Origin of the sequence: Chloracidobacterium validum (assembly GCF_018304825.1) — a bacterium.
In the GTDB taxonomy this organism is placed as follows: domain Bacteria; phylum Acidobacteriota; class Blastocatellia; order Chloracidobacteriales; family Chloracidobacteriaceae; genus Chloracidobacterium; species Chloracidobacterium validum.
Genome location: NZ_CP072649.1, coordinates 1 through 23,676, shown reverse-complemented (window position 1 = coordinate 23,676; position 23,676 = coordinate 1). Strand labels below are relative to the sequence as shown.

Annotated in this window: 17 protein-coding genes; 5 read left to right on the top strand and 12 right to left on the bottom strand. The window is 61.4% G+C overall.

From position 1 onward, the window contains the following. Positions 1 to 19: 19 nt before the first annotated feature. Positions 20 to 967: a cobalamin-binding protein gene (locus tag J8C06_RS11260; RefSeq protein WP_211430262.1), complete on the bottom strand. Its 948-nt coding sequence runs from the start codon at positions 965 to 967 to the stop codon at positions 20 to 22. 620 nt (positions 968 to 1,587) lie between these two features. Between J8C06_RS11260 and J8C06_RS11255 the strand changes: the two genes are divergently transcribed. Beyond that, positions 1,588 to 4,575, top strand: coding sequence for an IPT/TIG domain-containing protein (locus tag J8C06_RS11255; protein ID WP_211430261.1), 2,988 nt, complete (start codon positions 1,588 to 1,590; stop codon positions 4,573 to 4,575). Positions 4,576 to 4,603: 28 nt separating this feature from the next. On the opposite strand, the gene J8C06_RS11250 is transcribed toward J8C06_RS11255, so the two are convergent. Then, positions 4,604 to 5,986, bottom strand: coding sequence for a serine/threonine protein kinase (locus J8C06_RS11250; RefSeq protein WP_211430260.1), 1,383 nt, complete (start codon positions 5,984 to 5,986; stop codon positions 4,604 to 4,606). Between the two features lie 183 nt (positions 5,987 to 6,169). Continuing rightward, positions 6,170 to 6,673 (bottom strand): histone, encoded by a 504-nt coding sequence (locus tag J8C06_RS15325; RefSeq protein ID WP_211430259.1) that lies wholly within the window; start codon positions 6,671 to 6,673, stop codon positions 6,170 to 6,172. A 355-nt stretch (positions 6,674 to 7,028) separates the two neighbouring features. Between J8C06_RS15325 and J8C06_RS11240 the strand changes: the two genes are divergently transcribed. Genes J8C06_RS11240 through J8C06_RS11230 form a run of 3 tightly spaced genes read left to right on the top strand, consistent with a single transcriptional unit; the run spans position 7,029 to position 9,488 of the window. Further along, positions 7,029 to 7,475, top strand: coding sequence for a hypothetical protein (locus J8C06_RS11240; protein ID WP_211430258.1), 447 nt, complete (start codon positions 7,029 to 7,031; stop codon positions 7,473 to 7,475). A gap of 57 nt (positions 7,476 to 7,532) precedes the next feature. Beyond that, the gene (locus tag J8C06_RS11235) at positions 7,533 to 8,468 is read left to right on the top strand and encodes a VWA domain-containing protein (RefSeq protein ID WP_211430257.1); all 936 of its coding nucleotides are present in this window, start codon (positions 7,533 to 7,535) and stop codon (positions 8,466 to 8,468) included. 39 nt (positions 8,469 to 8,507) lie between these two features. Next, positions 8,508 to 9,488 carry a glycosyltransferase family 9 protein gene (locus J8C06_RS11230; RefSeq protein WP_211430256.1) on the top strand — a complete coding sequence of 327 codons (981 nt, stop codon included), beginning with the start codon at positions 8,508 to 8,510 and terminating at the stop codon, positions 9,486 to 9,488. Between the two features lie 35 nt (positions 9,489 to 9,523). Here J8C06_RS11230 and mdh read toward each other — a convergent pair whose 3' ends face one another. Beyond that, positions 9,524 to 10,447 carry a malate dehydrogenase gene (gene mdh, locus J8C06_RS11225; protein ID WP_211430255.1) on the bottom strand — a complete coding sequence of 308 codons (924 nt, stop codon included), beginning with the start codon at positions 10,445 to 10,447 and terminating at the stop codon, positions 9,524 to 9,526. A gap of 218 nt (positions 10,448 to 10,665) precedes the next feature. Here mdh and J8C06_RS11220 point away from each other — a divergent pair, with 218 nt between their 5' ends. Further along, on the top strand, positions 10,666 to 11,625 hold the full coding sequence (locus tag J8C06_RS11220; RefSeq protein WP_211430254.1) for an enoyl-CoA hydratase/isomerase family protein: 960 nt from the start codon (positions 10,666 to 10,668) through the stop codon (positions 11,623 to 11,625). Between the two features lie 197 nt (positions 11,626 to 11,822). Here the strand turns inward: J8C06_RS11220 and ribA are convergent, their stop codons facing one another. The 8 genes from ribA to J8C06_RS11180 form a co-directional block, all read right to left on the bottom strand. Then, a complete protein-coding gene (gene ribA, locus J8C06_RS11215) occupies positions 11,823 to 12,461 on the bottom strand; it encodes a GTP cyclohydrolase II (RefSeq protein WP_211430253.1) in 639 nt (212 codons plus the stop codon). 227 nt (positions 12,462 to 12,688) lie between these two features. Continuing rightward, positions 12,689 to 15,811, bottom strand: coding sequence for a WD40/YVTN/BNR-like repeat-containing protein (locus J8C06_RS11210; RefSeq protein ID WP_211430252.1), 3,123 nt, complete (start codon positions 15,809 to 15,811; stop codon positions 12,689 to 12,691). A 134-nt stretch (positions 15,812 to 15,945) separates the two neighbouring features. After that, positions 15,946 to 16,713 (bottom strand): LolA-like protein, encoded by a 768-nt coding sequence (locus J8C06_RS11205; protein WP_211430251.1) that lies wholly within the window; start codon positions 16,711 to 16,713, stop codon positions 15,946 to 15,948. 86 nt (positions 16,714 to 16,799) lie between these two features. Next, on the bottom strand, positions 16,800 to 17,216 hold the full coding sequence (locus J8C06_RS11200) for a VOC family protein (protein ID WP_211430250.1): 417 nt from the start codon (positions 17,214 to 17,216) through the stop codon (positions 16,800 to 16,802). A 9-nt stretch (positions 17,217 to 17,225) separates the two neighbouring features. After that, positions 17,226 to 18,206 (bottom strand): COX15/CtaA family protein, encoded by a 981-nt coding sequence (locus J8C06_RS11195; RefSeq protein WP_211430249.1) that lies wholly within the window; start codon positions 18,204 to 18,206, stop codon positions 17,226 to 17,228. A gap of 2 nt (positions 18,207 to 18,208) precedes the next feature. Continuing rightward, positions 18,209 to 19,003 (bottom strand): tyrosine-type recombinase/integrase, encoded by a 795-nt coding sequence (locus tag J8C06_RS11190; protein WP_211430248.1) that lies wholly within the window; start codon positions 19,001 to 19,003, stop codon positions 18,209 to 18,211. After that, entirely contained in the window at positions 19,000 to 19,398 is a 399-nt protein-coding gene (locus J8C06_RS11185; RefSeq protein WP_211430247.1) for a hypothetical protein, read from the bottom strand. The genes J8C06_RS11190 and J8C06_RS11185 overlap by 4 nt, the downstream gene beginning before the upstream one ends. Before the next feature lie 114 nt (positions 19,399 to 19,512). Beyond that, on the bottom strand, positions 19,513 to 23,676 hold the full coding sequence (locus J8C06_RS11180; RefSeq protein ID WP_211430246.1) for a C25 family cysteine peptidase: 4,164 nt from the start codon (positions 23,674 to 23,676) through the stop codon (positions 19,513 to 19,515).

Below are 23,676 nucleotides of genomic sequence, written 5' to 3'. Positions count from 1 at the left end.
CGGGGGGCTGGCGTGGCGGTCAGGCGTTGGCGGCCGTGCGCTGTTGCTGCGGAACATAAACCACTGCCGGGCCAACAACCGGCTGTGGCTGGCTGGCTGGCTGCAGCGCATGAGCCAGAATCTCGAGGCTTTCGACGAGGCGCGGGCCAGGCCGGCTGAAGTAATGCGAACCGTCCGTGACATAGACCCGTCCCTGCCGGACGGCCGGCAACGCCTGCCAGGCGGGGTGGTCGGCAAGCTGGTCCAGGTCTGCAAGTGTGCGCTCAACTGAAAAGCCACAGCACGCGACGAAGACCACTTCCGGCTGGGCAGCCACGACCTCTTCCCAAGAAAGCGTCCGTGACGGAACGCCGGCGCGTCCCAGAACCTCTTCTCCGCCGGCGAGGGCAACCAGTTCGGGGCTCCAGTGTCCACATGAAAACGGTGGGTGCAGCCACTCCAGCAGGGCGACCCGCGGCCGGTACGGGACGCCGGCCGCGCGTTCGGCGACGGCGGCCACCCGCGCTTCGAGCCTGGCGACCACCTGGCTGGCAACGCTTTGGCAGCCAACGGCCTCGGCCACCTGATGCAGACTGGCGAACACTTCGGCAAGTGACTGGGGTTCGAGGTTGACGACCCGCGGCGTTCCCGGGAGGACACAAGCTGCGGCTTTGACTTCTTCTTCGGCGACGGCGCAGACATCACACAGCGCCTGCGTCACGATGACGTCCGGTCGGAGCGCTTCGAGGGTCGGTAGGTCAAGCGTGTAGAGCGCTCGCGCCGACTGGAGCCGTTCACGGACCAGCCGGTCGATGTCGAGGCTGGAGGCGTCGGTTGGGATGAGCGTATGCGTGACTTTGGGCAAGTCGCGGACAACGGGTGGGTAGTCGCATTCGTGCGTGACGCCCACGAGCTGTGGCTCGAGTCCGAGGGCGCAGATGATTTCGGTCGCGCTGGGCAGCAGCGAAACGATGCGTACGTCGGGCATGGTCTGCCTCCAAAAGTATCGAGTGCGACTGGAATGTACGCCGACCGGCCCCCTCAGTCGAACCGGAATGCCGTGACCGAGCCTAGGCGACAGGCTGCTTGAGGTTCGGGGTCAGCATTGAACCTACATCCAAACAAACTTGGGCTGGCTTCCCTCGCGCTCAAGCGCTTTGGTTGGCAAACGTACCTTGGCTTGGCTACACTCCCGGTACGTTTTACCCGTTTTTTTAGTTGGTATGTTCGCTGTCTAACAGACTTCTGCCAAAACCGCGCGTGCTTTCCCGACCTGTCTTCAGCACCAAGCGACCGGTTGACCAACGAAGCACGCCGGCCACATTGCCCAGATAACGTAGCGGAGATTTGACCATGGGCACTGCTTCGTTCAAAAACGCCATCTTTCTGCTGGTGTGTGGAGTGGTATGCCTGGTGTGTTGTCCCATGCCTCCCCTTGCGACTCACGCCGTTTCTGCCATGTCTTGGCCCGGGCAGCCAATGAGGATGGAAGATGGACAGCGCCATGACGCTGCTTGGCACAAGCGTCACACTGGTGGAACAGTCCGGGCGGCCCGCGTTCGGTTCAACCAATCCGTCGTATCGGAGCCTGGCTCTGGTCACCAAGTAATGGCAGCTTCACTGCCTGCGATTTCTAGCTTCTCTGTCCCAGGGGAAGGGGTGGACAACACGACACGGATTGGTTTTGCCGGGACGGCGTTCGTCACCTCCAACAACACACCAGCATCCTTCGCGGTGAACAACTATGCGTACCTATCAGACCCCGTGCCGCTCGACGCAACAAGCGGATCCAGTTGGGCCATAAACGGAATTGATCCCACGTCGAGCCTGGCCTCACGCGCGGTTACATTTTCATCACTGACTATCACAGGTTTCACGCCGACTTCCGGCCCGGTCGGCACACTGGTCACTATCACCGGTACGGGCTTCGACCATCCTATTACAGGTGGGTATGGACGCAGCAAGGAGAGCAGTGGGCTAGCCGTCTTTTTCAACGGCGTGGCTGCGACCTTCACGGTCGTGAGTGACTCGCAGATCGACGCAACCGTTCCTCCCGGTGCTACAACTGGACGCATTACCGTGGAACGAGATGGAGATGTAGCGACGAGTGCGACAGACTTCGTCGTTATACTACCGCCGGTCATTAGCAGCTTCACGCCGCCGTCGGGTCCGGTGGGGACGGTCGTCACCATTTTCGGTTCAAACTTTGTGGGTGTGATCGACGTGCGCTTCAATGGGGTTGCGGCGAGCTTCACCGTTGTCAGCCCGACTCAGATCACGGCGACCGTTCCGGTTGGGGCAACGACCGGGCCGATTAGCGTCACGACGACTGCTGGGGCGGCGACGGCCACGCCCAACTTCATCGTCATAGCATCACCACCGGTTATCAGCAGCTTCACGCCGCCGTCGGGTCCGGTGGGGACGGTCGTCACCATTTTCGGTTCAAACTTTGTGGGTGTGATCGACGTGCGCTTCAACGGGGTTGCGGCGAGCTTCACCGTTGTCAGCCCGACTCAGATCACGGCGACCGTTCCGGTTGGGGCAACGACCGGGCCGATTACCGTGACGACGGCCGGCGGCACGGCGACGGGCACGCCCAACTTCATTGTCATACCGCCACCGGTCATCAGCAGCTTCACGCCGCTGTCGGGTCTGGTGGGGACGGTCGTCACCATTGTCGGTGCAAACTTTGTGGATGTAGCCAATGTGCGCTTCAACGGGGTTGCGGCGAGCTTCACCGTTGTCAGCCCGACTCAGATCACGGCGACCGTTCCGGTTGGGGCAACGACCGGGCCGATTAGCGTGACAACGCTTGCTGGGACAGCGGCCGGCAGCACGCCATTTGTCGTTCTCCAACCGCCGAGCATTCTGAGTTTTTCACCGAATTCAGGGACGGTCGGCACGTCCGTTACCATAATAGGGATGAACTTCGAGGAAGCCGTGACCGTCACGTTTGGTGATTTGCTTGCGTCATTCAGTATCGTTAGTCCAACCCAAATCACAGCGACCGTTCCAGTTGGGGCAACGACCGGGCCGATTAGCGTCACGACGCCCGCCGGAACGGCGACGAGCAGCGCCAGTTTTACCGTCATACCGCGTGTTCCCCCGCAGACCATTGGCGTGTTTCGACCTAACTCGACTTTCCTGCTCCGGCAATCCAATACGCCTGGCCCACCGGACATTGCTGTACCCCTGGGAGAACCGGGCGATCGGCCGGTCGTCGGTGATTGGGACGGTGACGGAAAATCCACCGTGGCGCTTTTCCGTAACGGACAGTTTCTCATTCGGAATGCAAATGCCGTGGCAGCACCGGTCATAACGGTGCCGTTTGGTCAGACCGGTGATGCTCCTCTGGCTGGCGACTGGACTGGAAAGGGCTTCGACAGTATCGGTGTCTTTCGACGGGGCCTGTTTCTGCTCCGTAACGCCAACACCGCCGGGAGTCCAGACATTATCGTCAACTATGGACTGCCAACCGATCTTCCCATTGTGGGTGACTGGGATGGTGATGGTCGGACAACGGTTGGTGTGTACCGTGCCTCGGCTGGTCTCGTTTTCCTGCGCAATGAGAATATTTCTGGCGACGCTGACATAAGCTTCTTTTATGGGATAGCAACCGACTTCCCTGTGGCGGGAGACTGGGATGGAGATGGCGTCACGACCCTTGGGGTTTTCCGGTCTGGAGTCTTCTTCTTCCGAAACACCAATACGACTGGTTTTGCCGACTTCGTCGTAAGCTTTGGGCAAGCTGGCGACATTCCACTGGCCGGACGATGGAGAGACGCGCCACTCATTCCTCCGGGTGATTTTGGCACCGGCAACTCCACGGTGGTCTGGCGTAACCAGACGACCGGGCAGAGCGCCATCTGGGTCATGGACGGGACGAGCTTCGTGCGGAGCGAGTTCCTGCCCTTTGCTGAAGATTGCTGGGTCATTGGTGGCACAGCGGACTTCACCGGTGATGGGAACACCGACCTTCTGTGGCGTAACCAAACCATTACGGGTTTTGATGCCTTGTGGGCCTTTGCGGGGGTGATCCCAACGGCGTCGCTGCCAATAACGCCGGAGCAAACCGATCTCAACTGGACGCTTTCAGGGACGGGTGATTTCAATCTGGACGGCCGGCCGGACATCATCCGCCGCAACACGGTGACGAATGCCGTTGAGCTTTGGCTGATGAACCGCGTGACACGTGCGCAAGTCGTCCCCTTGTCCATTCCCGGCCTACTGCCGACCGAAACGATTGTCGGAAGTGGCGAGGTTGGTAATGTGGAAATCCCACCTGGCGGGAGTGGACAGGTTGAAAGCAGTCAGACCCCTGAACTCTTCCTGTATGACCGAGCTACCGGGGCGGCGCGGGTTGTCACGGTGATTGAAGATACGGCAGTGGATAGTCGTCCGCTCCCGTCGCCCGGGCCGGCTTGGCAACTGGCAGCGCTTGGCGATTACAACCAGGATGGAAGCACTGATCTCGTGTGGCGCAACCTGACCACGGGACAAAACGTTATCTGGCTCCTGCGCGATCTGGCGCTGGTGCAAAGCGTGGCACTCCCTACCGTCCCCGATCCGCGCTGGCAAATTGTTGGGCCGCGTTAGTGCGCGGCCCTGTCCCTTTGCGCTCAGCTCAGTCTGCTGATTGTCTGAGAAAGGCTTCGTAGCGGCGGCGGTCGCCGCGGGGCATTTCCTTGATGTAGATATACACGACCCAGTTGCGGCCGTCCGGCGCGCGGTTGTAGCGCACGGCAAAGCCACTCATGTGGACCGTCCCATCGGGCAGGTCAACTTCAATGTCCAGCCGGTTTTTGAAAGCCACTGTGTGGTCGCGGATGATGTTGAGCTGACCGGTTTCAATCGTGCCGGTCAGAATGCGCATGCCCTGGGGCGAAGCTTCCTGAACCCGTCCCGGAATCGTTCGGGAACGATTGCCTTCGTCATCGGCGTCAATGATGGTCAACCGCAGCGGGAGATCGTGGGATGGCGCGAGCGTCGCCTGGGCAGATGGTGATTCAGCTCCGTTTGGTGACTCGATCTTGCTCGCCGGCGGCATGTTCTGATTCACCGTGAAGCGTTCTGTATCGCCCACGGACTGCAACCAGTCGTGGCACGCAGTCCAGACTTCGGTCATCGTTTGCGGACGGTTGCCGGGCTGCTTGGCCAGCATCCGCATCGTCAACGCGACGAGTGGCTCTGGAAGCGACGCTGAAAGCTGCTTGGGAGTCTCCGTAGCCTGCATGCTCAAAATCCTGCCCGGTGATTTGGCTTGGAATGGCGGCACACCTGCCAACATTTCGTAGAGGATAATCCCCAGACCGTAAATGTCGGTTCGCGCGTCAAGTGCCTCCCCCAAACACGTTTCCGGCGATGTGTAATATGGCAGGCGAGCGATTTCTGACCCGGTGTCGTCTGTCACCGACCCGGTCATGCTTTCCTTGAGGCAGGATAATCCGACGTCTGCCACCTTCACCCTGAGCGCTTGGGTCTCGGCATCGGCAAACAGTAGGATGTTTTCGGGTTTGAGATCGAAGTGCGGGATGCCCACGGCATGGGCGGCTGCCAACCCTTGTGCGGCTTCACGCGCGATGGTGGCGGCACGCCGTGGCGATAATGGCTGATGGGAGCGAAGTTCCTCCCGCAGGTCATGACCGACGACATACTCGGTCACGAGCGCCACATACCCCCGGTCCATTTCAATGAGCGCATGGTAATCCACCAGGCTCGGCGACCGAACCGTGGTCAGCCGCGCCAAGTTTGACATGAACCGCTGGCGAATCTCCGGATCGATAAACAAGTAAGCCGGCAGCGCTTTGATGAGCACTTGGTGATTCGCTACCGCGTCCGACGCGAGATAGGCATCACCCATGCGCCCGGTCGTCAACAGGCGCAGAAAGCGAAAACGCCCCTGCAAGGTCGTTGAAACGGGGAGCGAGTCCAATAACGGAGACCCGTCCCGAACGCAGAAGCGCGCGACATCCTCATAGCAGGCGTGGCAAACCGGACATAACTTCATGGCAGTCTCTTATGGCTCGCTTTGGCGAGTGGGTTTGACAGATGTGCCAACCGACACAGCTTCTCATTCGCCATTGCGGCCTATCATGTCGGCTCAAAGAAAACCTAGATCCAAACCGACACTCAGACCCGACCAGTCGCCAGCCAGCGTCCGGACATGCTTCTGAACTGTTGGAAAAGCCGGCTACTTCGCTTTCTTCGTCGTTGGCTTCTTGGTTGGCGCGGCTGGCGCTTCAGCTTTGGCCGTTTTCTTCGTTGACTTCTTGACCGGCTCCGGCGCGGCTTCAGCGGGTTTTGCGGCTGGTTTCTTTTCAGCCTTCTTGTCTGCTGTGGGTTTCGTCGCTGACTTGACCGCTTTCACATCTGGCTTCTCCGCTGGAGCCACCTTGGCTGCCGCCTTCGACTTGGTTTCTTTCTGAGGCGTTGCCTTCTGCGCGGGTTCTTTCTTGGCAGGTTCTGGCTTGGCGGCGGCTGACTTTTTGGCCTGTGGCTTTTCAGCTTCTGGCTTCGTGGCTGCCGCTACAGGCTTGGCGGGTTCTTTCGGGTCCGCCGCCTTTTTGGGAGTCGCTTTTTTAGCCGTTGCCGTCACGGCAGCCTCAACCGTGGCAGTTTTCTTGGCGGCGGGCGCTTTCTTGGGTGAGTTTTTGGGTTCGTCGGTACTTGCCGTCGTTTTGCGTTTGGTCGCCATGGGGAATCTCCTTTGCGGTGTTTGGATGGACTGAACCACAATATTCTGTGGTGTGAATTTGCTTGTGTTCAAGAAAACCTACACCACAACATTTGGTGTATAAAGATGGCATGAGAGCTTGTCAATGGTTTTTCCAAAAATCACAAAGACAAAATGTGCTTTATTTTGATTCGGGAGCTTGACAGGCAAGGAAACCAACACCGTGCCGTGACTCACTTGCGGACTTTTATCTGCTCCGTAGTATCTCAAGTGCCAAGCTTGGGGCGTGGAGTGTGGGTGCGTGTTCTGTACGGGTGAAACAAATCGCGGGTGGGCGACACGGCTGCTGTTACTGGCCTTGTTGGCAGGAGTTGGCATGCCAAGTGGCCGCGCGCTGGCGCAATCACCGAGCGAGTTTGAGCGCAACCTGGAAGCCAGCCGACAACGTGACCGCGAGGAACGCACCCTGCGGGATTTGCGCCAGGCCAGTCAGGCGCTTGAAACCCTGACCCGCCGCCTTGCGAAGCGATTTGATGCCGTCCCTGCGGGCACGCGGCCGCAGCTATCAAATCAAGACTTGGATGACTTCAAGCAGGTCGAAAAACTTGCCCGGCGGATTCGTGAGCTACAGGGTGGCCGGGGCGACGGGGAGGATGCCCACCCCTTGCCCGATGACTTTGCCGCGCAGGTTGGCTTGCTCGTTCAGTTGGGCGTGGAAGTGCGCCAGCAGTCGGAGCGGGTCTCTCGCCATACGGTGTCCGTTGGCATCCTGTCGCGGACGGCGCGCATCCTGCGTTTGTCCCGTAGTCTCCGGGGTAACTAAGCCTGGGTTCGGCGCTAGCAAACCACCTCCGGCGACCCACGAGGAAGGGTGTTCCCAATGTCGAAACATTCATCTCCGTACTCGTCGGCGCGACGGCGCTGGTTACAGACTTGGTTAGGGGCATGCATGGGTAGCCTGGTCGCGCCACGACTGTTGGCCCAGAATCCCAAGTCCGGCGAAGACGACGTGCTGCGGCTGACGACAGAGTTGGTGCTCGTCAACGTGACTGTGATGGATGGGCAGGGCAACTACGTGCGCGGGTTGCGCCAGGAGGACTTCAGAATCTTTCAGGACGGCGTGGCCCAGCGCATCGAACACTTCAGCGCCGAAAACGCCCCATTCTGTGCGGCAATCATGATTGACGCGAGCGATAGCATGCGCACCAAGTTGCGCGCCGCGCGCGCCGCGGCCGCGCACTTCCAGTCGTTGATTCGTGCGGACGATGCCGTTGCGGTTTACACGTTTGGCAATGAGGTTGAGCGAGTTCAGGACTTCTCCTCAGCTCGGATGGTCAACCCCCGGTTGTGGGAACTGCGGGCGCGTGGAAGAACGCGCCTGTATGATGGACTGCGCGTCGTCATCGAGGCGCTCGATGCGCGCCCGGAACAGCGCCGAGCCATCGTGCTCATCTCCGACGGAGCGGATACAGCGAGCGATACGCACCCGCCAGCAGTTATCCACGAGGCAGCGCAGGCCGATGTTTTGGTCTATGCCATTGACTTGCATGACCCGCAGTTTCCAAGTCGCTCCCCGGCTGAAGTCCGCCACGCTGCCTGGCTGGCCGAGCTGGCAACGACCACCGGCGGACGCTACATCCGCTCGCCCGGCGGCACGCACTTGGAGACCCACTTTGGGGCAATCGTCGAGGAATTACGCGCCCAATATACGATTGGCTTCTACCCGCCGCAGGGGTACGATGGGTTGACGCATGAGATTCGCGTTCTCGTGCGTCGCCCGAATGTGACGTGGCGGGCGCGCAAGAGCTACACCTAGTCCGACCCCACTGAGCGCGAACCGCGCCGCCTCCAGAACGTGCAGCAGCTTCTTTTCACCCATAGCGGCAGCCGGGTCGAGTTTCTCCTGAGCCTGCCTGCCCTCCAGGCCGCGCGCAAACACCTTGGGCAAACGCGCATCTGGCTTGCCGCGCCGGACTTTGCCTGCCAGGTGGCGCGCCTGGCCGGTTGCGTGGATACGACGTTGGCACTGGGTGCCCATCGTTCGACCGTCTCGCATCCATCACTCGTCAAAGCCCTGCGCGCGCTGACGGCACTGCGGCAGACGTCCTTCGACGCGGTCGTGACGCTGACCGAAGATGCTGTCGAACAAGCCGGAACGTTCCTCATCCGGGCGCGGAAGCGTCTCGTTCGCCGTCCCGCGGCCGGCCGAACCAGACCACACCTCACCGACGCCGTAGCGATGCTCATCGCCGAGCTTGGCGTCCCGCCGCCGCTGCCAACGCCGCAGTTGACGCTGCCGCCGGACGCGCGGCTGGCCGAAACCCAAAAGCTTGCCAAACTTGGCTGGCGCGATGACCGCCTGACGATTGCCCTGCATCCGACCGTTGGTTTTGCCCCCCAGGTCTGGCCAAGCGAATATTTTGCCGAGCTAGGAACACGACTGGTAATGGAATATGGCGTCCAGTTGCTGGTTATTGAGACTGAAGAAGAACCGGGCCTCACCGAGCGGCTGCGGCCTGAGTGGAAGCGCCACAACCTCAAGCCCGTGGTGCTCCGGCGTCCTGGCGTCGCCACGCTGGCGGCTGCGCTGGCGCAGGCATCGGTCGTGGTCGGCAGCAATTGCGCCCCGGTTCACCTGGCCGTCGCGGTGCGCACCCCTAGCGTCGTCGTCATGAACGGTGACTTCGATTCAAGCTATCTCGCGCCGCGTGGGAGGCGCGACCGACTGCTGTACGCGCTCCCGTCGCGCCCGGTGACGGTGGACGAGGTCTTTGGCGCCGTATGTCAGGTGATGGCGGCCAGTCGCACGGGCGCGCTGCTGGCTTCCGATGACTGACCGCCAAGGCCCGGACCCGTCAACATCAAGTGCGCTCACTTCAGCAGATTGACGAGCTCCTGCACGGCCGCCGCCGACTTTTTCAGGGCCGCCGACTCGTCTTCGGTGAGCTTGATTTCGATGATTTGCTCGACGCCACCCGCACCCAGCTTGACGGGCACGCCGATAAACAAGCCCTCCAGCCCATACTCACCCTGAAGCAAAGCCGCGCACGGAAGAATCTTCTTCTTGTCCTTGAGGATGGCCTCGACCATTTCGACGGTTGCCGCGGCCGGCGCGTACCAGGCCGATGTGCCGAGCAGCTTGACTATCTCGGCCCCGCCATTGCGCGTCCGTTCGACGATGGCCGCGATGGTCTCGGCCGGCAGAAGCTCAGGAATGGGAATACCGGCGCAGGTCGAGTAGCGCGGCAGCGGCACCATGGTATCGCCATGCCCGCCCAGAACGAACGCCGTGATGTTTTCCACCGACACCTTGAGGGCGTCGGCCAGAAAGTAGCGCATCCGGGCCGAGTCCAGCACGCCCGCCATACCGACGACCCGCTCACGTGGAAAACCCGACACCCGGTGCGCGACGGTACACATGGCATCGAGCGGATTGGCGACGATGACCAGGATCGCGTTGGGTGACCGTGGCGCGACCTGCTCGGTCACACTCGACACGATCTTTTGGTTGATTTCCACCAAATCGTCGCGGCTCATGCCCGGCTTGCGGGGCGCACCGGACGTAATCACCACGACATCCGAAGCTTGCGTGGCGTCATAGTCGTTGACCCCGGTGACGAGCGCATCATACCTTTCGACCGGGGCCATTTCATTCAAATCGAGTCCCTTGCCCTGGGGCAGACCTTCGACGATGTCAACTAGCACGACATCGCCCAGTTCCTTGAGGACAAGGAGTTCAGCCACGGTCGCGCCGACGTTCCCAGCGCCGACCACCGTAATTTTTTTGCGTCCCATAGATGATGTTCCTCGGTGCATTGCACGGATGAAGTTGGTAGGCGCGTTGTGCCCACCGCGCGGCGAGCGTAGCCCAACTTGCCGGTGGTTTCACGCGCTTTGTGCGTTGGCATACGTAGCTTGCGCGCCAAGCGTGCGCCACCTCGTGGAACCGGGACTAGACGAACCAGGCGCTGTGAGCCACCATCCGCGGCGTCGCTGCCTTGACACGATTCGCTATGCACGAAGAACACCTACGTTTCGAGAAAACCGGCAAGGTCGCCTTGCTCACGCTCAACCGCCCCCAGGTCATCAACGTTTTGACGACGGCCATGCTCCGGGCGCTGGACCGCGCGCTCGACGACATTGCCGCGGATGAAACCATCCAGTCGGTCGTCCTGCGCGGCGCCGGCGCGCGTGGCTTCTGCGCCGGCGCGGATGTGAAGTGGCTGCGCCAGTGTGTACTCGACGGTCAACCAGAACTGGGTGACGAGTTTTTTGCTGTCGAGTATGCGCTTGATTTGCGGTTGCACACCTTTCCGAAGCCGATTGTCGCGCTGATGGAAGGCGTCACCATGGGTGGTGGCTTGGGGCTGGCGATTGGTGCGCGCCATCGCGTTGCCACGCCAACGACCCGCTTGGCAATGCCGGAAGTTCACATCGGCTTTTTCCCAGATGTCGGCGCAAGTTGGTTTTTGCGGCAGCTTCCGGGCGCATGGGGACGGTATCTGGCGCTGACCGGCGCGAGCATTGACGGGGCGACGGCGCGGGCGCTTGGATTGGCAACCCACTACCTTGACGCGCCGCCGGTGGCCGACTTGGTTGACCGCCTGCAAGCCGCACCGGCTGCCGTGGCGCTCGATGCCCTGGCGCAGGTGCCACCGCCGAGCATCGCGCGCGACGAGTGGATTGAAACCCATTTTGCCCACGGCTCGCCGGCCGAGATACTGTCCTCGCTGGAGACCGCCACCGACGAACGCTCAACGCAAGCGGCGCAGAGCTTGCGGGCGGCATCGCCCTTCAGTGTGGCGCTCACCTGGGAACTGCTCTGTAGCTCGCCGCCGGCGTCGCTCGAAGCCGCCTTTGCTCGGGAAGGCGAGCTAGCTCGCCAGGCCATTCGGCATCCCGATTATGCCGAAGGCGTACGGGCGCGGCTGGTGGACAAAGACTTCAACCCGCGCTGGGCACCGCCAAGCTAGGCAAAACGCGACTTTCCAAAGCCAGGCGTTCGAGTGGTATCTCGCGCTTGAGCTGGCGGGAATAAAGCCACACCCTAGAGCCGCGCGAGCATTCATCGCGGTCTTGGGTGCGGCACGGAAGAACGTGATGTGGTTGCGGTGGAAACGGTACAGGGCCGCCGGGGGTCGGCCCGTCCCGCCCACACCAACCGGCGTCGCTAGACGACGCTCAGTAGGTGTCCCATTTTTTCCTTTTTCGTGCGGAGGTAGCCGACTGACGGGGCCCGTGGGGCGAGTTCAATCGGCACGCGCTCGACAACTTCCAGTCCGGCGTTCTGGAGCGCCTCCAGCTTGAGCGGGTTGTTGGACATCAGGCGAATTTTCTTCAGTCCCAGTTCCTGCAGGATTTCGACGCATTGCGTATAGTCGCGGGCGTCCACGTCGAAGCCCAGTCGAACATTCGCCTCGATGGTGTCCGCGCCTTGGTCCTGGAGCGCATACGCCCGAATCTTGTTCAAAATGCCGATGCCGCGGCCTTCCTGATGCTGATAGACGATGACACCCAGCCCGGTAGCCGCGATTTTTTCCATGGCGCGTTGCAACTGTGGGCCGCAATCGCACTTGATGGAGTGAAACACGTCTCCGGTCAGGCACTGGGAATGAATTCGGACGAGCGTTGGAACCTGTGGGTTGGGTACGCCCTTGAGGAGCACGACAAACTCTTCGTCACTGGTCAGGCTGCGGTATCCGATGATGCGAAACAGTCCGAATTCCGTGGGGAGGTTGGCTTCCGCGACGCGCTCGACCGTCAAGGGCAGCAGGTTGTCACGCGCCGCGTTGCCAGATATGGCTTCCATGTAAAGTCTCCACTTTCTATTTGTTGTCCCACCTTGGTCACGCCGCCGTGGGCTAACTCCGGCTTCGTGGGGCAGAAAGCCGGATGTCTTCGATTCTATGGTAGAAAGCAGGCCGATGAGCGGCAAGCCTCGTTTCCGTCTGGGGCGCGCCAGGCCGGCCGTGACCCGTGAGGCAGTCCACGTCCGCGCCCCCGCGTTGAACTTCCGGCCGGGAACGCGCCGTCTGGTCACGGGCGGCGGTCATACGCTTCGCGCGTCAGCAGCTCGATGGCCGCCAAGTTGCGTCCCTTCAAGGCGGCATTGACCGCCGCCAGCTCTCCAGCCGCTAGCGCCTTGAGCTGCGCCTCGGCCTGCTCCACCGCCTGGCGGTACGGTCCAACCAGTGCCAACTGCGACGCCGACGGCCGCCCGCCGTAGTAACTAATCTTGCCGTACAGGTCGGCCAGCTTTTCGCGCAACTGTTCCTCGCCAGTGATGCCGCCCTCGCGGGTGGCGACCAGTGCCGCCCGCAGCGTCTGGCACCGCTCGGCCAGCGCCGTAAGTTGCTTGGCCAGCGCATCTCCTGCCGGCAATCCCGTGAGGCGGGCGCGCGCCGTATCACGCATGTCAATCAACGCCGCATCCACATAGGCTAACTGTTCCAGCAAGGCATAGAGTTCCAGTTGCGTCCGCTGCCGCAACTGCCGGTCGGCCGGACGATGGGGCGACGTCGGGTCGGCAACCAACGTTACGGCCCCGGTGTAAACCTGTTTGTCCTTGATGAGCTTGACCGTATAGGTTCCCTCCAGCACGGTTGGCCCAGGCAACGGAAATGGCGCGGCTTCCGAACGCGGCACCCGCGGCGGCTTGAGCCGTGTCGGCCACTCCACCCGATTGATGCCTTTTCGCTTGCCGCCCGGCAGGGTTGAGATCAAGTCTCCAGCCGGATTGTAAATCTCGACGCGAAAATCACCAATGACGTGCCGTTCTTTCAAGTAGTACGTAATGATGGCGGCATCGGGGAGCGGCGCGCCACGAAACTCATCATCCCCTGGAAAACTCTGGCCAAGCGTTGGTGTTCTGAGCACTGACGGGCGGGTTTCCAGAAAGGCAACCTCGCGCGCGATGACTTCCGGCGTCAACTGCCGCAGCGGCGAAATATCATCCACAATGTAGATGCCGCGCCCATGGGTTGCCAATATCACATCACCTTCGCGGGGATGAACAAACACATCGTAAATGGGCAGTCCGCTGGGCAGCCCGCCGGTGAACTTCACCCACCGTTCGCCCCGGTCAAGCGAGACAAAGAAGCCCATTTCTGTCCCCAGAAAGAGCAGGTCACGCGCCAGGGTGTCTTCCCGGATGACATGGGCGTAGCCTGTGGCATCCCCATCCGTGATGCGCCGCCACGTCTGCCCGAAGTCATCCGTCCGATAGGCATAGGTTGCCATGTCGCCGGTGCGGTGGCCGTCGAACGTGGCATAGGCCGTTCCCACCGCAAAACGCGAGGCTTCGACGCAGCTACACCACGTCTGGGCCGGCAGCCCCGGCAGGTTGCGCGCAACATTCGTCCAGGTTTTCCCGCCGTCGCGCGTCACTTGCAGGTTGCCGTCGTCTGTGCCGACCCAGATGATTTTTTCGTCCAGCGGAGATTCACTAATGGTAAAGATCGTGCAGTGATTTTCGGCTGTGGAGTTGTCAATCGTCAGCCCGCCCGATTCTTCCTGCTTCTGCTTGGCCGGGTCATTGGTTGTCAGATCAGGGGAAATGCGCGTCCACGACTCGCCTTTGTCCCGCGACAAAAACAAGTACTGCGCGCCGAAATAGAGGTTCGCCGGATTTTTGCGCCCGACGGCAATCGGTGAATTCCAGTTGAAGCGGAGCTTCTCACCGGGACGCTCCGGCGGGGCAATGAACTTGGTTTCGTTCGTGCGCCGATGCCAGCGCGCAAGGTTGCCGCCCTGCGATTCGAGGTACACCAGATTGGCGTCCGTGGGGTCGGGAATTGCCCAGAAGCCGTCGCCAAAGCCGATGTCCCGCCAATCGGCATTGGCAATGCCGCCGGACTTGTGCGACGGGGCCATCCATGTGCCGTTGTCCTGGAGACCACCATACACGTTGTAGGGGCGCTCGTTGTCCGCCGTGACGTGGTAGAACTGCGATACCGGCAGCGAACGCAGCAGGCGAAAGGTACGGCCGCCGTTCATGGATTCATACACGCCCCCATCCGTTCCAAGCCGCAGGTGGTCGGGATTGGCGGGATTGATCCAGAGGGCGTGATGATCGCTGTGCGTGCTGCCGGCGATGGTTTCAAAGGTTTTGCCGCCATCCTGGCTGCGGGCCAGGGTTGTCGCCGGCTTATAGACGCGCCGGTAATCTTTTGGGTCCACCACGACCAAGCTGAAATAAAACGGTCGCGATTTGACACTGGCGTTCGTGTCGTTGACCTTCGTCCAGCTTTCGCCCAGGTCCTGCGACACATAGAGCGCCGTTTTGCGGCTTTCGACGTTGGCATAGACCACGTTCGGGCGCGACGGCGCAACTGCCACGGCGATGCGCCCTAGCTCGCCGTCGGGCAAGCCGTTCGTCAGCTTTTTCCAGGTCTTGCCCCCGTCGGTGGATTTATGCAAACCGCTGCCCGGCCCGCCCGACGTGAACGTCCAGGGCTGGCGGCGAAACTGCCAAGTGGACGCATAGAGGATGTCCGGCTCCTGCGGGTCGAGTGCCACATCCGCGCAGCCGGTATCGGCGTTGACATAGAGAATCTTTGTCCAGGTTTTCCCTCCGTCAGTCGTTTTATACAGACCACGGTCTTCGCCCGCTGACCACAGGGAACCCAGCGCTGCGACATACACCGTGTCAGATTTGCGGGGATCAACCACAATCCGGGCAATGCGCTCGGTTTTTTCAAGCCCGACGCGCGTCCAGGTTTCACCGCCATCGGTGGTTTTATAGACGCCGTTGCCGATGGAAACGGAGTTGCGTGTCCAGCCCTCGCCCGTGCCAACCCAGACCGTTTCCGGCTGCGCTTGGTCAATCGCAATGGCCCCGATGGATTGGGTGTGTTTGTCAAATATCGGGCGAAAGACGAGGCCCCCATCTACTGATTTCCATATGCCGCCGCTCGCCGCGCCAACGTAGATGACCTTGGGATTGGCATTGACGACATCCAGTGCCGCAATGCGCCCGCTCATCGTCGCCGGGCCAATCGAGCGGGCCGTCACCGCTCCCAGCATGGAGGCATCGAGCTTGGGTGGCGCGGTGGGCCGCGATTGGGTTGCCGGCGCCGGGCGCTCCTGCGCCAGGGTGAAGGTGGATGCAAGACAGCCAAGGGCGAAGGCTGCCGTTAGAAACAGCTTCAAGTTGGACATAGGCTCGTTCGGAGAAACGGTGTAGCGGTTTTTGGGGACGACGACCGGTCGTCGCTGTGCCGGAGTGCCCTAGCAAGGGCACTCCACTCGGCCGGACCGGCCGTCAGGCGTACAGCTCAACGTTGGTGAGACGTCTATTTTTCCGGCATCGTGAACATGCTGTCGTCCACTTCGACGTTGTGTTCGATGCGCTCCCAGACAATCTGGATGAAGGGCCGGCCGCCGATGAGCCGATCAATCGCATAGGGCGTCTTAACCCCGTTGACTTCTTTGTAGTTGGAAAGCACTGTCTCAATTTCCACTTCATTGCCCTGCATCTTTTCCTTGCCGCGCACTTTGAGAATGAGACCACTTTCGGCATCCACGTAGTAGGTTTTGACCTTGCCCCGCTTGTTCGTCACCTTGATGACGTGAACCGGCGTGCCATCCAGTTCTTCATCCGCCGCCAGTTCCAGCTTGTAGCCTTTCTTGGCGGAGTCCACAAACGGGCCATCGAGGTCGGCGAAATCAATGAAGTCATCCGCTTCATCCGCCGCCATTTTTTCCGGCGTCGAGGAACCGGCAAAGGGATTGATTTGCCAGGCGGTCGTTCCATCGTATGACTGCACAAGCTTGGTGCCGCCCAAGTTGACTTCCTGATAAGCCCGGCTTGGACGAGCAACTAGAGCGACAACCGATCCTTCAGCTTGACCCCCACCGAAGATAAACTTGCCAGTCGTTTTGATGGATTTGGTGTTTTTGAGTTTGTCCCAGCCGTGTGCCGAGATCATCTGCGCGACTACCGATTCTACGGTGGGTTCGTCCACGGCGCGCGCGCCCACGGACGCAAAAGACAACACGGACGCAAAAGACAAGACGATTACCGCAAGGCCATAGGCCAACAACGGGGAACGACGCAGCATGCAAGGTGCTCCTTAATGTTTGGTGAGCGTTGCGAAACTGGCTTGTCGTCCGGTACGCGCGCGCCAACCCGAAAGTTTCATCGCGGTCATGACCGGGCAAATAAATTCATTGGGTTACGAAACGCCTTGAACTCCAGGTGATTGCCGGCCGGGTCCTGAAGAAACATAGTTGCCTGCTCGCCGACCTCCCCGGCAAAGCGAATGTAGGGCGGCACAATGAATGTGACCTGAGCTTGCGTCAGTCGCGCCGCCAGGGCGTGAAAGTCCTCCCACGGCAGCACAACCCCGAAGTGCGGAACCGGGATGGCTTTCCCATCTACCGGATTGTGTCCGGCAACGTGAACTGCACCGTTCACCCGGTGCGCCGTGATTTGGTGTCCCCAGAAGTCAAAATCAATCCAAGTGTCACTTTCGCGTCCAACACGGCAGCCTAATAAATCAACGTAAAAACGCCGGGTTGTTGTCAGGTCGGTAACGGGAAAAGCCAGGTGAAATGGATGCATAGGATAGCCTCAGGTGGTTGCATAAGCGGTGGGTGCCGTCAGCGGGTCCGACGCGGTAGCGTCACTGCCAAGCGCGCTTGCGGCCAGCAGGACGAGCGCCACCCAGAGAGCATCGGCGAAAAACAGGTGAATGAGCTGCATCCAGATGGGCGCGAGCAGCCAAACATTGATAAGTCCAAGCACGAATTGCACGGCAACAATGGCGATAACAACCAGGGCGGCCGGAGCCGTCGCCGGCGACGACCGCAGCTTTGCGGCTACGCTCACAATCACCGCGCTTGACAGAATGGCTGCCACGGGATGCAGCCACCGCAACTTGACCGTGAAGTGAGCCAGCCCTGAAAACTCCTCAGCTATCCCCTGGGCGAGTGAGCTGGCCGGAAACAGCGTATCGCCCAGGGCAGCTATCGCGCCGGTGACGCCCACCACCAGGGCTGAGGCAAAGGCCGCCAGCAGCCACCATCCCGTCCTGCCTAATCCTATCAACCGCGGCGGGCGGAAACCACTGATCCAGTAGGCGGTCAACGTCAATGCGCCGAGCAGCAGGAAGGTGTTGACCAGATGCACCGACATGTACACCGCCCGCGCCACCGAGCGATTGTCGGCAACGAGTTCCAACTTGACCAGCAACGCGCCGATGAGCGCTTCGATGAGGATGAATACAAGTGACCAGACGGCCGCCTTGCGGACAATATGCCCAGGGGCAAAACGCCGAAACGACCAGACCACCAAGCCCAGAACGCCGAGCAGGGCAATCCCGCTCGTTGCCCGGTGCATAAACTCGACAAAGGTAGCAAACTGGCCAGCCGGTGGGACGACCTCGCCGTTGCACAGCGGCCAGTGGCTGCCACAACCATCGCCCGATTTGGAGGCGCGGACATACGCGCCCCACACAATCACCAGGACGTTCCACCCGACCACACCCCACGCAAAACGGCGCAGGCGTGCATCGGCAGCCAAAGAAGATGTCAACGGCGCTCGGTCATTCATGGTCAGACAGAGGCTCGCGCCGCAGCACGGCGCATCATTTGTGGGTTGAGGTCCGGGCGATCAAGCAAGCTGCCATACCGCCGGACTAGGTTGAACATACAGCGCGGCGTCAGCGGCCGTCCACCGATGGGGCGGTTGGCGGCCGTTGCCTGAATCAGCGCCGCATCCGGTTCGCTGCCCTGGGCCATCTGACGCAGCGGAAGATCGAGTCGCAGGTACGCATCCAACGCTGCCTTGAGTGACGGGGAGAGGGGAACGACCCGCGCCCGGCGTGTGCCACGGCCCACGACGAGTCCCAGCCCGGTCGCCGCTACGTCCGGCCGGCGCGTTACGTCGCGCTGCCGCAAGGCGCAGATTTCCGACACCCGCAGCCCGGCCTCGCCCAACAGACGCAGCACCAGTGCGTCCCGCGCCCCGACCAGCGTGCGGACATCCGGGAGTGTCAGCAGAACCGTCAGCGGCAGCTTGGCGTCCACGGCCCGGCGACGCCCGCTCGTCGAAGGCCCAACAATCCGTGCCGGATTGCTTGTCGTCAGTCGGTCGGCGACGAGTTGCGCATAGAAGCGCCGGAGCGCCACCAGCCGGACGCCAACGGTCGGCGGCGCCACCTGCGCCAGCAACCGATCACGGAAGGCTTGGATGTCGTCCGGTGTGACCTCCAGCCAGTTTTTGCCTTGCGGGCGCAGCCAACGCTCAAACTGATCGAGTGCCGCGCGATAGACACGGCGGGTCGTCTCTGAGGCCAGTCCGGCAAGAAACAGGTGGCGGCAGGCGTCAAGTGTCGTGTCGCGCATCATCCCGCCGCTTCTCGTTCACGTCGCCGGCGCGCCTGAATGAACGAGTTGACGCACAACGCCAGCATCTCACCGCACAGAAGCACCATACCAATTTGCAGCCCCAGCGCCAGTGGGCGCGCGCCAAAGTTCCCCTTGGCCAAGCTCATCAGAATCGGAACGAGTCCGCCCAGCACACCGAGCAAGGCGACGGCCGACACCGCGTGCATGGCGTGCTTGCGGAGGTTTTCTTTCAGCGCCAGCGCCCCAAAAACCAAAAATAGCAGTCCAAACCCACCCGGAATAAAGGCTGTCATGCCACTGTTGGATGGGTCTTTGAGCACATAGCCAATGATGCTCAGGGCAATGAGTGCCAGGCCATTGGCTATCGAAATCAGAGGAAGCGGAAGGGAAGCCATAGGTGTTGCCCTCAATCAACGAAGACTAAGCCGTAAGAAGTGACACCGTGCGGTAACGCACGGTGTCATGTTTCACAAAGGCTAGCCGCCAAGCAACGCCAATCCGCTTGTCGCTCAACGCAGACGCAGCGTTGGGTCGCCCAGCAGCGTCCACGACCGCCGTACGTCCACATCCCCCGATGCCTGCTTCGCCTGCCGAATGGCATCCCCCAGCCGTTGCGTCGGCGCTGGACCGTACATCGCTTCCAAGAGCGCCACGTTCGCCCAGTGTTGCCCGTCGGACGGGGTCAGCGCCGACGATGACCAGACGGCCGTCGCTCCGCCCGACGCCAACACCAGAGCCTTGCCCAGCGCCGTCGTGTACACATCGTGATGAAAACCCGTCAAACAGGTCATGCTCACCACCAGCCCGGCGCGTCCCACATTCCCAAGTCCCGCCGCATCCCCACTGGTCAGCAGGTTTTCTGCCGCCCAGTTCTGCGTCGAACCATGACCGATGTAGTTGACCAAGCCAGCACCCGTGTTGAGTCCGGCCAACAACGCCGCCCGTGCGCCCCCAGCTCCCAGGGTACTCACCCGAATCGGGGTGACCTGCGTCGGATCGGGGAGCAGTCCAAGCACGTCGCTTGCCGCCGCGTCAAAATCGCCACCCTCATCCGGGTTATCGGCCACCACCAGCGCCCGCCGCTTCCAGTCAGCCGGACCGGCCTGCTCATAAGCCAAGCTCTTTGCCACCAGTAGTTCAGCTTCGGCTGGTGTCTTGACCGGCAGCCGCCCCACGGACACACGGGCGATGCCGCTGTCATTCATATCCCCCAGCCAGTCATCAACGGCCGTTTCCAACGAACCAACGCCGATGAGCTTGGTGGGAATGACATTCCCGCCAAAGCCCAGGTAGTCACGCGGGTCGAACGTCGCATTCCCCACCAGCAGCGCATACCGAACCGGCCGCGCCCAGTCCGTTGCCGCATGGCGCAGAAAATCACGCACCGCCGCGGCCGACTTCACGCCGTAGCTCCATTCGTCATACACATCGGTGATGTCCACCACCACTGTCCCCAAACCCTCGGCCCGCCGCGCCACCGCCAATCGCTCCGCCGCCGGCCGGAACGTCGCGTGGGTGAGGATGACAAACTCGGCTCCTTGATCGCGCCGGTACCAGTGCGACGGCTGGTTGACCTCGACGCGCGGCATCCACATTGCAGCCGGCGTCGTGACGATGACTTGGCGTCCAGGACGCACCGCCAACTGCGCCACGCCACCGGACATCCGCACGGGCAGTTCAAGTGGCGCGCCGGCATCCGTGACATCAAAGGCCCGCGCGGCCGTGGTGAAGCCCTCGACGGAAAGCACATGCCACCCGCGCCCAGCACCCGCTTGCGGAACCTGAATGGCCAGCCGGTCATCCGCCGCCCGCAGCCGCCGCGCATAGCTCACCGTCATGGATTTGACCAGATTGACATCGCCGGACGTTTGGGCCTGAAGCGTAAGCGTATTCGTCCCATCGAGCACTTGGTCGGCCGGAAGCTGCCAGACGCCACGTCCGACGGTGCGTCCCGTGTAGCTGATGACCCCCAGGGGCTGCCCGTTCCACGTCACAGATACGACGTGCGCATCCAGCGACACCCCCTGAAGCTCCACCGTGACTTGGATCGGTTCGCCGCTGGTCGGCAGGGGATCGCGTACCAGGAGCGTTTGCGCGACGGGTGTTGTCGTGACAATGCTGCCGAAGAAGTTATCTTCATCCCCGTTGAGCAGCGCCGCAAAGTACACGCTCTTGTCAGCGCGCGTTACTGCCGAAGTGAAATGGGACACCGTCGGACGCAGGGCTGGAGACGCCGCCTCCGTCCTGACTCGTCGGCCCGGCCGGTCGCCTTCGGTCAACCAGTAGGCCTGCTCACCGCTGTCGAGCGTGTCGGCCGCGACGCCGTAGAACTCAATCCCTTCGGGCGTAACGCGCAGTGGCACTTCCTGCCCCTGAACGTACAACTGCCAGTTGGCTTCATTGCCCAGCGGTGAGAATCCGGCCGCCTGTAGGGCGGCCCGCGTCACCCGCTGCCAGCCCGTCTGCGCCACGTGCAGCTTCGCCGCCGGACGCCCGGCCAACCACTGCTGCGTTGCCAGGTAGGCACTCGCCTTGAGTGCCTGTTTGGAGGAGACCGTATTGGTTAGTGCTGGTTGGGTGGTGGGCAACGCCTCGAACTGTCGTCCGGCAGATGCCGTTCCGTGTCCGAGCAGCGGTGAGTTGCGCAGGTGCAGCGGCAGCGGCTCACGCACCTCCCGCAGCGAAAGCGGACCGTACCACTGCCGCGAGCCGTCGAGGTCGTAGGCTTCCAGCCAGTAGTTGACCGGTGTGCGCGCCAGTCGCCGGTCGTCATCGCGCCAGACGTAGTGCTGTCCGGCCGTCAATGTGTCGGTGGTGATGAGGGCGCTGCCAGCGATGAGTTCTGGGGTGACCCGTTCGCGCTTGCCGCCCGTGTCGCGCCAGAGGTGGAAGCCGAGGTGGTTGGTTTCGTACCCGGTTGACCACGTGATGATGTTCGTCCCCGTTGGATAGCGAGTGGCTGAAGCGTCACGCAGGTCAACCTTGGTTGGTGTCGGCGGTGCGCTGCCACCGCAGCCGGTGCAGGCGCCGGCCCGATTGACGCTCAGGGCACACAGCGGCCCAAACGTGTAGGTCGCGCGTTCCTGGGAAGTGTTACCGGTTTCATCAAGCCACACCGCGGTCGTCCCTTCCACAGCTCCGCCAGGTGAGCCGGTGACAGCCATATTGCAGGGGGAGCTGACCGTCGGTGCCACCCGAATGACGTAGAACAATGACGCGCCACCGTTTGCCGCAATGGTGCCCGGCGTCCAGAGCACACTGCCTGACGTTGCCCCATCCGCCGGCTGGGTAAACGTGCCCTGCGTCACTTGTGCCCCGCCATAGGTGGTTTCGTTGGCATAAGAAATGCCCGGCACGTTGGGAATGTTAGCCTGAACACGTCTGACCCGTGTTCCGATGGTTGTGCCATCCAAAACGATGTCATAATCGGTCGGATTCACGATGTCCACCCGCACGCGGTAAAACGAGGTCTGTGGGGCGCAGGGTGGATTGGGACCGTTGCCAGTGGCTCCAATGTAGAACAACCGCTGCGTCATGTAGGGCTTCAGTGGCGCCGTTGTCGCGCCGGCGTCACCAGGGAAATACACCCGGAACTTATCGCCGCGGCGCCAGTCGGCGGGGAGGATATTACTTCCCGACGTGTTGGGGACAACTGCGCTGTAGTCACCAATGTAGTAAGTAATATGATTGTTGCTACCTGTGTTGATGGTAATGTTGTTCTGCCAAATGCCGTAATCTATGGCGCTTGTGCTTGTCGTCCAGGAACCAACGAGGTTACTCCGCCACTCATTGTTCGGTGAAACAGTTGACGTGCTGAAGGTGTAGCCCCCGGTGCGACTGGTGAAGGCAATCGTGCCGGTGCCTCCGGTGGCATCCCAGTCAAACTCATTCGCCCGACAATCACAGCCACTGGTGATATAGGGATAGTAATTCCAGGTAATCGGTGGTGTCCGGCCGGGGGTTTGTGGTCCCAGGTGAATACCGGGATCGAAATACATGTTCAGTCCGCGCCCGGTGGTCGGGCCGCCAAGGTTCTGGTCGCGGTTGGCCCCCGGATCGAGGGTGTGAGCCGCCACCCCAAATGGATTCACGCCACTGTCGCCACCACCGGGCTGAACGATCCGCAGTTCCCAATGTCCGGCCGCCGGGCTGGCAACCGTGTAGAAGTTTTTCCACTGATCGTTCGCTACCCGCGTGTCGGGTCCGTTGGTTCCAGTGCCTGTATTGGTCCCCCGGTCAAAGTTGAGACCTGTGCCGGACAGGACGGTATTGAGTGGTATGGATGTGCCGGCGGGGTCGCGGAGTGAAAACTGGGTGTCCGAGCTTCCCCCAACCCGATTGTCGAAAGCATTGGTGGCCAAGCCGTAGTCGGCATCAAAGAGATCAATGGTCAGGCGTGAAGTTCCGTCAGGAACTTCAATAAATACAGCGTAGTAGGTGTTGAGTCCGGGTGAAGTTGAGCAACCGACAAAGTCGCCGTTGCCGATCGGGGCGCCACTGTCGCGCACGGTAATCATCTGAGCATTGAGGGGCGTTTTGGCCGCGTGGACGGCCTGCCGCGAAAGTGGAGGCCGGACGGCTAGCAGGAAGGCAAAGGCGACCGACGCACAAGCCAAGAGTCGGACGGCCCACTGTTTCAAACTACGCTGCAATATCTTTTCAGGTGTCGTCAT

Coding starts and splice junctions, on each gene's coding strand:
- J8C06_RS11260 (WP_211430262.1), bottom strand. CDS start 967: ATGCCCGACGTACGCATCGTTTCGCTGCTGCCCAGCGCGACCGAAATC.
- J8C06_RS11255 (WP_211430261.1), top strand. CDS start 1,588: ATGGCAGCTTCACTGCCTGCGATTTCTAGCTTCTCTGTCCCAGGGGAA.
- J8C06_RS11250 (WP_211430260.1), bottom strand. CDS start 5,986: ATGAAGTTATGTCCGGTTTGCCACGCCTGCTATGAGGATGTCGCGCGC.
- J8C06_RS15325 (WP_211430259.1), bottom strand. CDS start 6,673: ATGGCGACCAAACGCAAAACGACGGCAAGTACCGACGAACCCAAAAAC.
- J8C06_RS11240 (WP_211430258.1), top strand. CDS start 7,029: ATGCCAAGTGGCCGCGCGCTGGCGCAATCACCGAGCGAGTTTGAGCGC.
- J8C06_RS11235 (WP_211430257.1), top strand. CDS start 7,533: ATGTCGAAACATTCATCTCCGTACTCGTCGGCGCGACGGCGCTGGTTA.
- mdh (WP_211430255.1), bottom strand. CDS start 10,447: ATGGGACGCAAAAAAATTACGGTGGTCGGCGCTGGGAACGTCGGCGCG.
- J8C06_RS11220 (WP_211430254.1), top strand. CDS start 10,666: ATGCACGAAGAACACCTACGTTTCGAGAAAACCGGCAAGGTCGCCTTG.
- ribA (WP_211430253.1), bottom strand. CDS start 12,461: ATGGAAGCCATATCTGGCAACGCGGCGCGTGACAACCTGCTGCCCTTG.
- J8C06_RS11210 (WP_211430252.1), bottom strand. CDS start 15,811: ATGTCCAACTTGAAGCTGTTTCTAACGGCAGCCTTCGCCCTTGGCTGT.
- J8C06_RS11205 (WP_211430251.1), bottom strand. CDS start 16,713: ATGCTGCGTCGTTCCCCGTTGTTGGCCTATGGCCTTGCGGTAATCGTC.
- J8C06_RS11200 (WP_211430250.1), bottom strand. CDS start 17,216: ATGCATCCATTTCACCTGGCTTTTCCCGTTACCGACCTGACAACAACC.
- J8C06_RS11195 (WP_211430249.1), bottom strand. CDS start 18,206: ATGAATGACCGAGCGCCGTTGACATCTTCTTTGGCTGCCGATGCACGC.
- J8C06_RS11190 (WP_211430248.1), bottom strand. CDS start 19,003: ATGATGCGCGACACGACACTTGACGCCTGCCGCCACCTGTTTCTTGCC.
- J8C06_RS11185 (WP_211430247.1), bottom strand. CDS start 19,398: ATGGCTTCCCTTCCGCTTCCTCTGATTTCGATAGCCAATGGCCTGGCA.
- J8C06_RS11180 (WP_211430246.1), bottom strand. CDS start 23,676: ATGACGACACCTGAAAAGATATTGCAGCGTAGTTTGAAACAGTGGGCC.